The sequence below is a fragment of the Arthrobacter sp. genome (assembly GCF_030540645.1).
GTDB lineage: Bacteria > Actinomycetota > Actinomycetes > Actinomycetales > Micrococcaceae > Specibacter.
In genome coordinates, this window is the sequence record NZ_JAUNVV010000037.1 from 17,231 (window position 1) to 30,939 (window position 13,709).

Genomic DNA, 13,709 nt, shown 5'->3' on the forward strand with positions numbered 1-13,709 from the left:
TGGGCACGCACCCTGCCGTGGCTGAATGCGCCGTCATTGGCATTGCTGACACGCTGAAGGGCCAAAAAGCTGTGGGCTTCGTGGTGCTCAAGGCCGGGGTGGCCATTGAAGCCGCCGACTTGGAGCGTGAATTGGTGGCGCTGGTGCGTAAGGAGATCGGGCCCGTGGCTGACTTCAAGAACGCCACCATTGTGGACGCCCTGCCCAAAACACGTTCAGGGAAGATCCTACGCAAGACCATGCGCCAGATTGCCGACGGGGACGACTACACGGTGCCCTCCACCATCGAGGACGGCTCCGTGGTGGACTACCTGCGTCCGATCCTGCGGCCGAACTAGACCTCGCCCGGGATTTTGCCCACGGGCCTTGTTCATAGTGCAGCTGACGCGGGTGGCCGTCTCCGGGACCCGCATCAGCTGCAACATGAATGCTGCAGTTCCCTACTAAGCCAGGGCGTGGACTTCGGTTTCGCCGCCTTCTCCGGCTTCAACGTCTTCGTCGGCCGGATCCTGTGCCTGCGAGCCGAGATGGCCGCGCGTGAGCTTGTTCATGACCAGGGCAATCGCGCCATCGCCGGTCACATTCGCGGCCGTTCCGAAGCTGTCGAGCGCAATGTACGCCGCGAACATGAGCCCCACCTCGATTTCGCCGAACCCAAGCATCTGCGTGAGCAGGCCCGCAGCGGCGGCAATGGCGCCGCCGGGAACTCCTGGGGCGGCGATCATCATGATGCCCAGCATCAAGATGAACGGCAGGTATGCCGCGAACGACACGTCACCGCCGGTAAGGAGCAGTACCGCGATTGAGAAGCAGGTGATCTTCACCATCGAACCGGACAGGTGAATCGTGGCGCAAAGCGGTACAACGAAGCCTGCTACCGAGTCGGAGACGCTGTTCTTCTTGGTGGACGCCAGCGTTACGGGGATGGTTGCGGCTGAGGATGAGGTGCCAAGTGCCGTGAAGTATGCATCGCGCATGGTCCACAGAGCCTTCAACGGGTTCTTTCCTGACATGGTGCCAGCCACCGTGTACTGCGCGAGCAGCACCACGAACGTCAACGCAAGGGACACAACCGCCACGAGCAGGAACTTCGTCACGACTACCATGGCGGAGCCGCTCGCGGACAAGTCCATGAAGATGCCGAAGATGAACAGCGGCAGTGCGGGAACAATCAGCCTGCGGATCACGGCTTCGATGATGGTACGGAACTCAACGGCCCCACGGAAGAGCACCTTGCTGTGGAACGCGGTGAGACCTATACCGATCACGAACGCGAGCACCAGGGCGCTCATGACACCAATCACCGGAGGAAGCACGATCTCAGTCGCGGAGTCTCCTGCACTGCTCACGACCGTCAAGAACGGGGTGAATCCTGATCCGGATTCTGCTCCAAATTCCTTGAGACCGCCGCCGGACAGTGTCGACGTGAACAGCCACCGGCTTACGAAGTACGCAAGCAATCCAGCGAGGATCGTGGAGCCGTAGGCGATCGCGGCGGTGATGCCGAGCCACTTTCCGGCGCCCTTGCCGAGTTCGGCAACGGCAGGCATGATGAGCCCGAGGATGATCAAGGGCACTATAAAGCCCAGGAACCCCGAGAAGATCGAGTTGTAGGTCAGGAACAGGCTGCCAAGCCACACGGGCATGATGGGGCCGGTGAGAATGCCGAGGATGATGGCCATGATGATCCAGCCGAGCAGGGGGATCGATTTTAACTTCTTCAAGGGGTGTCCTCGGGTCGAAGGATGTGAGACACGCGGGTAGGCGCGGTGTAGGTGTGGCGCAGAGCACGCCTCAGCCATAGTAAACGGTGTGGGCTGTGCCACACAATCCGGCGCGGCGTCCGCACCGCACCTGATGCGGGTGTCCGGCGCTGTGACCCGCATCAGCTGCAGTATTGAGTGCCGGCTATTTCTTCACGGGGACCGGTGCCATGCCGAACAGGCCGGCGTCCTTGGCTGACTTGGGCTTGCGTATGTGCGTGCCCCACGTGTAGGCCAAAAAGGTCAGTGACAGCTGGATCGGGAAGGCGATGGCCGGGACACCGCCTGCTATCAGGGCGATCAGCACCGGCAGCAGCACGATCAGGGTCAGGTCCGGACCAATCAAAAAGGCCTTGATGGCACCCATCGGGATGGGTCCCGTCGGGGAGGCAACCGCCGGCATGTTCCAGTCCGGAGTGGGCCGGAAAGCCGCACGTAACGTGGCTGCACCGAGACCCGGCCCGGCTAGGATCGCAAGAATAAGCAGCGACGGTGAGCCCACGCCGAGCGCCAGCAGCAAACCAAAGCAGATGGGCGCCCACAATGTCATGAGCACAGCCGGCACCACGTAGTGCACCAAGCGCACTGTTTTGGCGGGCAGTGGCATGAGCATGTCCACGGCCGGGTTGCCTGCGGAGAACCGGGCCGTGGCCCCCAGTGTGGTCGCAGCAAAATGTGCGCACAGGTACAACGCCACGGCAATCAGGATTGCATTGCCCAAAAACTCCACTGAGGCCAATGAAGCTGGCACTGCGGCGAGCACCAGCACACGCAACAGCGTGGCGGGGGAGCGCAGTGCCATGGTGGCATGAGTGCTGATGAGCGTCTTGACGCTGCGGGAGAAAGCCGTGCCACCCTTGAAGATCAGCGGTAGCCGGACTTTGCTCTTTCCCACGGAGGTCGCTCCACCCAGAGATCGGGACAACTCGGTGGCGTCCATCGACAGCAAGGAGCTGGTTGCATAGGCACCAGCTGCGGCGCTGGCCTTCAGCTGCGCGGTGGTGATGCGTTCAAGATGCAAAAACACCAGGGCAAGCAAGCCCAGCGCAAGGACCACCAGCAGCAACGGCCAGGTTGCGCCGTCGGCCACCAACAAGGGCCAGCTGGTGGGCAGGTATTCCATCCATGCCGTGTTGGCAGCCGTGATGGCGTCACCACCGGCAACGTTGTTGTACAGCGCCGTGGCCACCAGTGTCAGCGGCGCGAGCAGCGTGATGGCACCCATGACCTTCTTCAACCACGCGCCGGAATCGGTGATTTGGCACCAGCAGGCGATGCCGTACAGCAACCAGGCCAGGCCCAGGCCGCACAAAACCGACAGCGCCAACCGGCCGGGCGTGGGCTCAGCCACCATGCCCAGGGCCATGGGGAGCACCACCACTACTGCAGCGGCCGACGGCCAGATCAGTGACTTCAGGAATCCCGGCTGGATGAAACCACGACGGCGGACGGGAAGTCCCAGCCACCAGGCAGTCTGCGGCAGGGTCATGGCTACCGGACCCATGGTCATCTCCACCGACAACAGGGCCGCTGCCAGTGTCAACAGCACCGTTGCGCTGGCCTGGAGCAGGGTCACGGAGTGGAATCCGGGGGCGACGGCGGAGGCCAGCAGTGCAGACTCGTCCCCCACGCCCAAGCTGTGGCGTAGGGCCACGATGAGCGCCCCGGCCATGGTGAGCAGGGTCAGGGCGCCCAAAATGGACGTGTAAACCTCGGAGACGAGTTCCAACAGTCCGCCCTCGGTGCGGCTGAGTCCGGCGCGGAACGTGTATTGGCGGATGTCTTTGGCGCTGAAGCGCTGATTGATCTTCATACTCATGAGGTGCCTAGTCCGCGTGCGGGTTCTCGGAGGCGATGGCGGTGGCTGCCTGCTTCGGCGTCATGGTGTGGATGGTGTCCGCAATGAACAGCGCCTTGGTGGCCACCGTGTCGAGAAAATCGGGGTCGTGCGTGACCACCAGTAGGGCAAGCCCGGCATCCACCTCAGCTCGCAAGCGCGTGGCCAGCTTGTGCCGCATGGCTGTGTCCAGACGCTGCTCCGGCTCATCGAGCACCAGCAGAGAGCGCGGTCGCACAAACGCCGAGGCGAGCAGCATCCTGCGGCGCTGTCCCGAGGAAAGGTTGTAAGGCCGCGATTTCGCCATGGCCGTCAGTCCAAAGAACTCCAGCTCGGTGGCAATGACGTCCTCCACATCTTCCACGCCATGCCCGGCCGAGACAATGGCCAGATGCTCCTCAACCGTCAAGGCCGGGAAAAAGGCATCATCATCGAAAACAACTGCCACCTCACGGCGAAAATCCAGTGTGCGGTCATCAACTTCGGAGCCGTTGATCAATGTGATTCCGGACACCGGCTCCAGCTGGCCCACCACCGTTTTAACAACTGTGGACTTGCCTGCACCATTGGGCCCCACCAACGACAGTGACTGCCCGGCGTGCAAGCTGAAGCTGACAATGCCGCACACGCCTTTGCCGCTGTAGCCGGCTTCTAGCTTCTCAGCACGCACCACATCTGGGCGTGAGGGAGGGGACTTGCGGGAGGGACTGGTTGCTTTGCTCATCACTTGGAAGTATAGGCTCGTGATCTCAATGAACCCTCTCAGGTAACGTTCAGCTTCCACTTGAGGGTCAAGGCTCAAAACCCGTCGGCGGCAAATGTCCAAAAGTTCTCCTCCAGAACCGGTAACCTAGAGGGTGGTAGTGGTGTATAAATTAGCAGCGAAAGAGTGGACTGACAGGTGAGCAACGAGCAGGGTGCAACGGCACTCGCCGGCGAGGACGTACTGGGCCCCACAGGGCGCCCCCTGACGGAATTCCCCGAACCGCCGGTTCTTTCGTCCCACGGTCCGGCCCGAGTCATCGCGATGGTGAACCAAAAGGGCGGGGTGGGAAAGACGACGTCGACCATCAACTTGGGTGCCGCCCTCGCCGAGGCTGGGCGCAAAGTGCTGCTCGTCGACTTCGACCCGCAGGGCGCGCTTTCTGCCGGGCTGGGCACCAACCCCCACGAACTCGACATCACCGTCTACAACGTTTTGATGGACCGCAAGGTGGACATCCGCGACGCCATCATCCATACGGAGATCGAGAACATCGACATCCTGCCGGCGAACATTGACTTGTCCGCCGCTGAGGTGCAGCTCGTCAACGAGGTGGCCCGCGAGCAGGTCCTGGCCAGCGCACTGCGCAAGGTCGAGGACGACTACGACGTGGTCCTCATTGACTGCCAGCCGTCACTTGGCCTGTTGACGGTCAACGCACTCACGGCCGCCCACGGCGTGATCATCCCGCTGATCTGCGAGTTCTTCTCGCTGCGCGCCGTGGCCTTGTTGGTGGAAACCATTGACAAGGTCCAGGACCGCCTGAACCCGCGACTGCAGGTCGACGGCGTGCTGGCCACCATGTACGACGCCCGCACCCTTCATGCCCGCGAGGTCCTGGCCCGCCTGGTGGAAGCATTCGGCGACAAGGTTTTTGAAACCGTCATCAAGCGAACCATCAAGTTCGCGGACGCATCCGTGGCGGCCGAACCCATCACCACGTATGCGGGCAACCACCAGGGCGCCGAATCATACCGCCGCCTGGCGAAAGAACTGATCGCCCGCGGAGGCGCTCCGTAACTTGGCGCAAACACCACAGGTCGCGGGGATCGCGGCAGGCACGCAGGCAGGGAAACCCGCACGTTTTGAAGTCCGTTTGGACAACTTCACGGGCCCCTTCGACCTGCTTTTGGGCTTGATTTCCAAGCATGAGATGGACATCACGGACGTGGCGATCGCCACAGTCACCGATGAATTCATCAGCTACTTGAAGGCCTTGCAGGAGCTCGGCCAGGAATGGGCGCTGGATGAAGCCAGTGAATTCCTGGTGCTGGCCGCAACCCTTTTGGACTTGAAAGCCGCCCGCCTCCTGCCCGCAGGGGAGGTGGAGAGCGATGAAGACCTGGCTCTCCTGGAAGCCCGCGACCTCCTGTTTGCGCGGCTCCTGCAGTACAAGGCCTTCAAGGAAGTTGCCACCATCATGGGTGCCGAACTTGACCGTGAAGCCCAGCGCTTCCCCCGCCAAGTGGGGTTGGAACCACACTTCGCGGCTCTGTTGCCCGAATTGGTGTGGAGGCATACCCCGGAGCAATTTGCCGCTCTGGCCGCCAAGGCGATGGAAACGAAGGAAGCGCCCAGCACGCACGTGGGTGTGGCGCACCTGCATGTGCAGCCCGTCAGCGTTAGGGACCAGGCCGCCATCATCATGGCTTTACTGACGGCGGGGATGCCCGACGCCGGTGCGGAGCATTCCAGCTGGAGCGCACCTGCCCTTTCGTTTGCCACCCTGACAGCTGACGCCGCCACGTCCATGGTGGTCATTGCCCGCTTCCTGGCCCTGCTTGAACTGTTCAGGGACCAAATGGTGGCGTTCGACCAAGCCAACCCGCTGGGGGAATTGCTGGTGCGGTGGAGTGCCGGCGTGGTTCATTCCCCCAGGACTGACAGCGACTTCGATCAGGAGGCGGTGGGCAGCCATGTCTGACAACCTTGACCAACCGGAAACTGAATCGCTGGAAACCAGGAATAGTGTCAAGGCCGCCCTGGAAGCTGTTCTGATGGTGGTTGACGAACCTGTTGGCGAAGAACAACTGGCCCATGTTGTTGGCCTGCGCACATCCACGGTACGTGAGCTATTGCACGAACTGGCGAGGGAGTACGACGGCTATACTGGAGAGGGTGGCACCTTACCGGTTCGCGGCTTTGAACTTCGGCAACTGGCCGGAGGATGGCGTGTTTATTCACGCGCTGCTTACGCCGAGATTGTGTCCCAGTTTGTTGTGGACGGCCAAACGGCCCGGCTCACGCAGGCAGCCTTGGAGACTTTGGCGGTGATTGCCTACCGCCAGCCAGTTTCACGAGCCCGTGTTTCCGCGATTCGCGGAGTCAACGTGGACTCGGTGGTGAGGACGCTTGCACAGCGCGGGCTGATTGAGGAAGTGGGCACCGATCCGGTGTCCGGGGCATTCTTGTACCGCACCACGGCGTATTTTTTGGAACGGCTGGGGTTGGGGGACGTGGAAGAACTGCCGCGGATTGCACCGCACCTGCCCGGTCTGGAAAACCTCCAGGATTTCGATGATTCACACTTTTAGCATGACCACAACTTTTAACACCCTAAGGATTATTCAATGACACCGTCGCCCCGTTCCGGAAGCTCGTCCGGACAGAATCAACCCCGAGGCGGCAAGCCCCGCTCTGGTGCACCGAAGTCAGGTGCACCGCGCTCAGGAGCGCCGAAGGCAGGCGGCTTCAAGGCCGGTTCACCGAAATCGGGCGGCTTCAAGTCCGGTGGCAAGGCCGGTGCGCCCAAGTCAGGCGGCTACCAGGGTGCCAGTTCAAAGCCCGGCGCCCGCAAGCCCAGCCAGACCGGTGCCCGCCCGTTCAAGAACGAACAATACGGGCGCACCGTCTCCTCAAGCAAGAACCGGCCCACCGAGCAGAACCGCCGCCCGGAGCGCACCACGGATGACATTGACATTCACAATGTTGACGGCGTGCGCCTGCAAAAGGTTATGGCACAGGCTGGTGTGGCATCGCGCCGCCTGTGTGAAGACATGATCCTTGAAGGCCGCGTCCAGGTTGACGGCGTCACCGTCACCCAGTTGGGTCTGCGCGTGGATCCGGAAATCGTGGAAATTGCCGTTGACGGCATGACTATCCAGACGAACGAGTCCATGGTCTACATGGTGTTCAACAAGCCCAAGGGTGTCGTTTCCACGATGGATGACCCCGAGGGCCGCCCGTGCATCAGCGACTTCCTGAAGAAGCGCCAGACCCGTGAGCGCCTGTTCCACGTGGGCCGCCTGGACACCAACACCGAGGGCTTGCTGCTGTTGACGAACGACGGCGAACTGTCCAACCGTCTCAGCCACCCGAAATACGGCATCCCCAAGACCTACCTGGTCCAGGTGCGCGGCCCGATGGCCCACGGCGTTGGCGCCCAGCTCAAGGACGGCGTGGAGCTTGAGGACGGCTGGCAAAAGGTGGACTCCTTCCGCCTTGTTGATTCAACACCGGGCCACGTGCTCGCTGAAGTGGTGCTCCACTCCGGCAAAAACCGCATTGTGCGCCGCATGTTCGACGCAGTGGGCTACCCCGTTGAACGTCTGGTCCGCGTGAAGTTCGGTCCCATTGCCCTGGGCGACCAGCGCCAGGGGAGTGTCCGCGTTTTGGGCCGCCATGAAGTTGGCTACCTGCTCGCAGACGTGGGGATGTAAACAGCGGATGAATCCTTCGCACTTGTGCGGGCCGGTGCTGGTTCTTGGTAGCGGACTGCTGGGGGCCAGCATTGGGCTGGGGCTGCGTGCGCACGGCCTTGACGTTGTTCTGAGCGACCCTTCGCCGTCAGCGCAGGCAGTTGCCGTGGACATCGGTGCCGGGCGCGCCTTTGACGCGGCCGAGGCACTGAGCCCCGAGCTTGTTGTCGTGGCCGCTCCGCCGGACGTCACCGCCCACGTGGTGGCAGCCGCGCTTGTTCGGTACCCGTCCGCCGTCGTGGTTGACATTGCCAGTGTCAAGGGCTCCGTGCTCGCCGAAATCCAAGCCATCGTGGCTTCGGATGCGACGGCGTTGGATGCGGTTGCGCTGGCGCGGTATGTGGGCACGCACCCCATGGCCGGGCGGGAACGCTCCGGGCCGGTTGCCGCTCGCGGGGAGCTTTTCAACTCCATGCCGTGGGTGCTATGTCCGTCCGAGGCAAGCTCAGCGCACGCCATCAAGGTGGCGCATTCGCTGGCGATAGACCTGGACGCCGTGGTGTTCCGTTTTACCCCCGACGAGCACGACGGGGCCGTGGCACTGGTCTCGCATCTGCCCCAGGTCATGGCGTCGCTGGTGGCAAGCCGGCTGCAGGAGACGCCGCCGCACGCGCTTTCGCTCGCCGGGAACGGCCTGCGTGACACGACCCGCATCGCCGCCAGCGACCCCACGCTATGGGTGCAGATTCTCGGTGCCAACGCCCCGAAATTGCTGACCATCATGGAAGGTGTCCGCGCGGACCTGGACAGGCTGATCGACACGCTGAGCGCACCCACCGCACCAGGGGCGCGTTTGGACCTGGCACAGCTCATGGCGGAAGGCAACGCCGGCGAGAGCCGGATCCCGGGCAAGCACGGCGGGCCAGCCCAGCATTACTCATGGCTTACGGTGCTTGTTGATGACAAGCCGGGCCAGATCGCGAAGCTGCTCACCGAAATTGGTGAGATTGGCGTCAACGTCGAGGACCTGCGCCTGGATCACTCCGCCGGGCTGCAAGTGGGCATGGTGGAACTCTCTGTGCTGCCATCGCGACGAGTGGCGCTGGTGGACGAATTGACGGAACGCGGTTGGAAGGTCATTCAATGAGCAACGCAGAATTGCACAACACAGAAATGAACAACACGGAAGTGCAGCAGCTGCGCATAGGTAAATCCCTTGTGATTGCCATGGACGGGCCTTCCGGTTCCGGCAAGTCGAGCGTGAGCAAGGCCGTGGCGACGCGGCTTGGTTTGGCGTTCCTGGACACCGGTGCGATGTACCGCAGCGTGACCTGGCACTGCATCAATGCCAACATTGATTTTGCGAACGCGACAGCCGTTGAAGCCGCCGCCAGGACCATCAAGATTGAGCAGAGCCTGGAGCCGGCCACCGAGTTCGTGAAAGTCAACGGCATTTTCGTCACGGACGCCATCCGTGACCCCAAGATTTCTGCTTCCGTCAGCTCCGTCGCCACGAACCTGGGCGCACGCGCCGCGTTGGTGCGCCGCCAGCAGGACATTATTGCCGCAAGCGATCACCGCATCGTCGTTGAGGGTAGGGACATCACCACTGTGGTGGCGCCCGATGCCGAGGCCAGACTGATCCTGACCGCCAGCGAAGAAGCCCGTATGAGGCGCCGGGGCCTGCAGCTCGGCGGCACCCAGAGTGCCGCGCAGCTGGCGGAACAGGTGCTGGCCCGTGACGCCAAGGACGCAACGGTCGTTGACTTCCAGCGCGCCGCGGACGGCGTGTACACGGTGGACTCCTCGGACCTCGACTTCGAACAGACCGTGGCCGCCGTCATCAATGTGGTGCGCCAATGCGTGAATGAGGGTCCGACTGCATGAAACAGAAGGACAAGGCGCTGCTTGTGCTCACGGCTGTGCCACCGCGGTGGAAAACACGCTGGAGCCGGCCGCTCGGGCGGGTCCTAGACCATGGCATCTACAACACAACCGTGTTGGGCCAGGAGAATATCCCCCAGCATGGACCGGTTGTGTTCGCCTCCAACCACCTGAGCTACCTTGACGGGCCGGTCATGGTCGGTGCCAGCAGCCGATACATGCATGTCATGGTCCGCCATGACATGTTCAAGGGCTTCCTTGGCCGGGTGCTGCGCAGCTCGGGACAAATCCCCGTCAACCGGGGCGGGGACCGTGGTGCGCTGCAATACGCCAAGGCCATCCTTGACCGCAACGACTGCGTCGGAATCCTGCCCGAAGGCACCCGGGGGAGCGGGGACGCCTCAGCCATGAACAGCGGCGTGGCGTGGTTGGCGCTGAACTCGGGGGCCGCCGTCGTGCCTGTGGCCATTCTTGGCACCAGGCTCCCCGGGGAACATCGCGACAAAATTCCAGCACCGCGGCGCAAGCTGCACGTGGTGTTTGGCGAACCCCTGTTGATCACACGTGAACCGGGAGTTTCCGGCCGTGTTTCAATGGACAGGGCAACTGAACAAATCCGCCAGCGGCTGGCGGCCCATATTTCCGCATCCCAAGCCGTAACTGGGCAGGAATTGCCTGCGGATGACCACCTTTCTTCAAAGCACAAAGGACAGTAACCATGAGCGACTCCACGTCACCCACCCCCGCCAGCGATGGTGAAGTTGGTCACCAGGACTATGCGCCCACAGGCACCGACCATGTAGCTGAGCGGGTCGCGGCCATTTCCGATGAGGACGCCGACGCCCGCGCAGCCGGCCTTCTCGCTGGCCTTGCCAACTATGAGCTTGACGCCGAGGATGCAGCACTGCTCTCCGGCGAGTTCGACGACGGCACCAGCGTTGACGCGCACCGCCAGGACCCGGTGCTGGCCATTGTGGGACGGCCCAACGTGGGCAAGTCCACCCTGGTGAACCGTATCCTGGGGCGCCGCGAAGCTGTTGTGGAGGACACCCCCGGGGTGACTCGTGACCGCGTGCAGTACACGGCCGACTGGAACGGGCGTTCCTTCACGCTCGTGGACACCGGCGGCTGGGAGCGCGATGCCCGCGGGCTGGACCTGCGCGTTGCCGAGCAGGCTGAGATCGCCGTGGAAATGGCTGACGCCGTGCTGCTGGTGGTTGACGCCATGGTGGGTATCACCTCTTCCGATGAAGCCATCGTGCGGATGCTGCGCAAGTCCAAGAAGCCCGTCATCCTGGTCGGCAACAAGATCGATGACCTAGTCCAGGAAGCCGAAGCCGCCACGCTGTGGGGCCTGGGCCTGGGTGAGCCGTACCCCGTTTCTGCTGTTCACGGCCGCGGCGTTGCAGACATGCTGGACAAGGTCATGGATGTACTGCCGGAGTTCTCCGCCGTCGCCGGTGTGGAACGCACGGGAGGCCCGCGCCGCATCGCTTTGCTGGGCCGTCCCAACGTGGGTAAGTCCTCGCTGCTGAACAAGCTGGCCGGTTCCGAACGCGTTGTTGTTGACAATGTTGCCGGCACCACGCGCGACCCCGTGGATGAGCTTATTGAGTTGGGCGACCGCACGTGGCGCTTCGTGGACACCGCCGGCATCCGCCGCCGTGTGCACATGCAGCAAGGTGCCGACTTCTACGCGTCGCTGCGCACGCAGACCGCGCTGGAAAAGGCCGAAGTTGCCGTGGTGCTGATGGCCGTGGACGAGGTGCTCAGCGAGCAGGATGTGCGCATTCTGCAGTTGGCCATTGAATCCGGACGCGCCCTGGTGTTGGCGTTCAACAAGTGGGACTTGATGGACGACGAGCGCCGTAAGTACCTGGAACGCGAGATCGACCAGGACCTGGCGCATGTGGAGTGGGCACCGCGCGTAAACATTTCAGCCAAGACCGGCTGGCACAAGGACAAGCTGGTTCCCGCCCTTGATCTGGCCCTTGAAAACTGGGACCGCCGCATCCCCACGGGCCGCTTGAATGCGTTCCTAGGAGAACTGGTCTCGGAACACCCGCACCCCGTGCGTGGCGGAAAGCAGCCCCGCATCCTCTTTGGCACGCAGGCTTCCAGCCGTCCGCCGAAGTTCGTGCTGTTCACCACCGGGTTCCTGGATCCGGGCTACCGCCGCTTCATTACCCGCCGTTTGCGTGAGACCTTCGGCTTCGAGGGCACGCCCATCGAGGTCAGCATGCGTGTTCGGGAGAAGCGCAGCCGCAAGAAGTAACGCGGGTCACAGCTGATTTGGTCTACGCCAGCTTTTATATGGGGTAAGCTTTTTCAGGTGGTTCAGCCACGGGAGATACCTTCCGAAAGTTGAACTTTCGGGCTGTAGCGCAGCTTGGTAGCGCACTTGACTGGGGGTCAAGGGGTCGCAGGTTCAAATCCTGTCAGCCCGACCGAAACAAACCCGCTGTTCCTTGGCTTCGCGCCGGGGACGGCGGGTTTTTTGTGCCCCGAGTCCCCGTTATCCGCGGCTGCAGGGTGTCCGCGGTGAAGGGACTCGGGCTCTCAAGCGGGTGTGCTGACCTGCATTTGGGCTTCCAGGCAGTCACGAAGATAGCTGCGCCATCGCGGCAACGTCCATCCGCAGTCGGTCACTAGGAGCCGGAACATTTCAGGGCTTATCAACATGTATCCAATGGCGACTGCTTCCTCGAAAGTCGTGGCGGGGTTGAAGCCGGGCTTGCCCCACAGCGACACAATGATGTCGCGCACGGATTCAAGTCGTTGTGCAGTGATGTCGGCGGTGAGCTGCGCGACTTCGGGGTCGGCGGATGCAGTGCGAATCACCTCATAGATCGGACTGGACCGCTCGACTGACGCGGCGGCGTGTTCGACGACGATGTCCAACGCGGCTGCGACGTCAGTGCAGGCCCGCACCTGGTCCATCCACGGTCGGGCAGCCATGGCTATCTCGTTTGCGTCACCGGCAGCGGCGAAGTCGACGGCTGCCTTGAGGATCGCGGTCTTGGACCCGAAAGCCAAATACACTGCCTGGGCAGAGACGCCCGACCCCTTGGCAATGGCGGCCACGGTGGTGGCAACATACCCTCGATCCAAGAACATCCCGGTCGCTGCCTCAACGATGCGCGCCCGTGTCGCGAGCCCCTTGGGAGTCTTGCCGGATCGACCCATAATTTTCCTTGACACTTTCTGATCGTCGGAGTTTAGTGGAACTAAACAACATGAGTCTAAGCGACCAGCTTGGCGTTGTGAAGTAGTCGAAGGAGAACAGTAGTCATGAGCGCAGAAGGAAATATCGAGTTGGTGCGGCGCGCGTACGCCGCAATTGCAGCCGGAGACATGGCAACAGTCGCCGCCACCTTCGCCGAGGACGTTGCTTGGCATGCGGCGGGCAGCGGAGTGACGTCTGGTTCGAAGCAGGGGCGGGATGCCACAATGGCCTACTTGGGCGGGCTGATGACGCGCGCGGAGGGGACCCTTGCCATCGATGTTGTCGACATTGGCGGCTCTGCTGACTACGCCTACCTTCTTCAGCACTCGCACGCTGAGCGCGTCGGCAAGGTAATTGACCACGACGTCATGCAGGTCTTCCGCATCAGTGATGGTGTCGTGGTCGAGGTTTGGGAGTTCTTCCCCGACACCCACATGGTTGACGCCTTCTGGGCGTAGCTCAAGTCAGGCCAACACCGCACTGGCGACTGCATCGCACGCGGTACGAAGTAGGAGGAAAATAGGTCATGGGCAACAAATTGAATCGGAGCGGAGGGGCTGTTCTCGACGTTCCAGTTACGCCGGGACAGGTCTGGTCG

General features: G+C 62.5%; 13 protein-coding genes, 1 tRNA gene and 1 pseudogene. 11 read left to right on the top strand and 4 right to left on the bottom strand.

Annotated elements, in window-relative coordinates; all coding sequences use genetic code 11:
* Positions 1-338, top strand: a pseudogene (gene prpE, locus Q4P21_RS08780) (propionyl-CoA synthetase); the annotation flags it as partial.
* Between the two features lie 105 nt (positions 339-443).
* Here prpE and Q4P21_RS08785 read toward each other — a convergent pair.
* From Q4P21_RS08785 to Q4P21_RS08795, 3 genes are all read right to left on the bottom strand, one after another.
* Positions 444-1,724 carry a dicarboxylate/amino acid:cation symporter gene (locus Q4P21_RS08785; protein WP_303388407.1) on the bottom strand — a complete coding sequence of 427 codons (1,281 nt, stop codon included), beginning with the start codon at positions 1,722-1,724 and terminating at the stop codon, positions 444-446.
* 184 nt (positions 1,725-1,908) lie between these two features.
* Positions 1,909-3,582 carry a DUF6297 family protein gene (locus Q4P21_RS08790; RefSeq protein WP_303388408.1) on the bottom strand — a complete coding sequence of 558 codons (1,674 nt, stop codon included), beginning with the start codon at positions 3,580-3,582 and terminating at the stop codon, positions 1,909-1,911.
* Between the two features lie 7 nt (positions 3,583-3,589).
* Positions 3,590-4,324 carry an ABC transporter ATP-binding protein gene (locus Q4P21_RS08795; RefSeq protein WP_303388409.1) on the bottom strand — a complete coding sequence of 245 codons (735 nt, stop codon included), beginning with the start codon at positions 4,322-4,324 and terminating at the stop codon, positions 3,590-3,592.
* Positions 4,325-4,501: 177 nt separating this feature from the next.
* Between Q4P21_RS08795 and Q4P21_RS08800 the strand changes: the two genes are divergently transcribed.
* The 9 genes from Q4P21_RS08800 (at position 4,502) to Q4P21_RS08840 (ending at position 12,332) form a co-directional block, all read left to right on the top strand.
* Complete coding sequence (locus Q4P21_RS08800) at positions 4,502-5,383, top strand: ParA family protein (protein WP_207345327.1); 882 nt, start codon at positions 4,502-4,504, stop codon at positions 5,381-5,383.
* A 28-nt stretch (positions 5,384-5,411) separates the two neighbouring features.
* Positions 5,412-6,287, top strand: a complete 876-nt coding sequence (locus tag Q4P21_RS08805; RefSeq protein ID WP_303388419.1) for a ScpA family protein — start codon at positions 5,412-5,414, stop codon at positions 6,285-6,287.
* On the top strand, positions 6,280-6,897 hold the full coding sequence (gene scpB, locus Q4P21_RS08810) for an SMC-Scp complex subunit ScpB (RefSeq protein ID WP_303388410.1): 618 nt from the start codon (positions 6,280-6,282) through the stop codon (positions 6,895-6,897). The genes Q4P21_RS08805 and scpB overlap by 8 nt, the downstream gene beginning before the upstream one ends.
* A 36-nt stretch (positions 6,898-6,933) precedes the next feature.
* The gene (locus tag Q4P21_RS08815) at positions 6,934-8,022 is read left to right on the top strand and encodes a pseudouridine synthase (protein WP_303388411.1); all 1,089 of its coding nucleotides are present in this window, start codon (positions 6,934-6,936) and stop codon (positions 8,020-8,022) included.
* A gap of 7 nt (positions 8,023-8,029) precedes the next feature.
* Positions 8,030-9,148 (top strand): prephenate dehydrogenase, encoded by a 1,119-nt coding sequence (locus Q4P21_RS08820; RefSeq protein WP_303388412.1) that lies wholly within the window; start codon positions 8,030-8,032, stop codon positions 9,146-9,148.
* Positions 9,145-9,888: a (d)CMP kinase gene (cmk, locus tag Q4P21_RS08825; RefSeq protein WP_303388413.1), complete on the top strand. Its 744-nt coding sequence runs from the start codon at positions 9,145-9,147 to the stop codon at positions 9,886-9,888. Before Q4P21_RS08820 ends, cmk begins: the two co-directional genes overlap by 4 nt.
* Positions 9,885-10,601, top strand: coding sequence for a 1-acyl-sn-glycerol-3-phosphate acyltransferase (locus tag Q4P21_RS08830; RefSeq protein ID WP_303388414.1), 717 nt, complete (start codon positions 9,885-9,887; stop codon positions 10,599-10,601). Before cmk ends, Q4P21_RS08830 begins: the two co-directional genes overlap by 4 nt.
* Before the next feature lie 2 nt (positions 10,602-10,603).
* Complete coding sequence (der, locus tag Q4P21_RS08835) at positions 10,604-12,160, top strand: ribosome biogenesis GTPase Der (RefSeq protein ID WP_303388415.1); 1,557 nt, start codon at positions 10,604-10,606, stop codon at positions 12,158-12,160.
* Positions 12,161-12,258: 98 nt separating this feature from the next.
* Positions 12,259-12,332: transfer RNA gene (locus Q4P21_RS08840), tRNA-Pro, on the top strand.
* A 112-nt stretch (positions 12,333-12,444) separates the two neighbouring features.
* Here Q4P21_RS08840 and Q4P21_RS08845 read toward each other — a convergent pair.
* Positions 12,445-13,086 (bottom strand): TetR/AcrR family transcriptional regulator, encoded by a 642-nt coding sequence (locus Q4P21_RS08845; protein WP_303388416.1) that lies wholly within the window; start codon positions 13,084-13,086, stop codon positions 12,445-12,447.
* Positions 13,087-13,176: 90 nt separating this feature from the next.
* Here Q4P21_RS08845 and Q4P21_RS08850 point away from each other — a divergent pair, with 90 nt between their 5' ends.
* The gene (locus Q4P21_RS08850; protein ID WP_303388417.1) at positions 13,177-13,569 is read left to right on the top strand and encodes a nuclear transport factor 2 family protein; all 393 of its coding nucleotides are present in this window, start codon (positions 13,177-13,179) and stop codon (positions 13,567-13,569) included.
* The last annotated feature ends 140 nt before the right edge of the window (positions 13,570-13,709 follow it).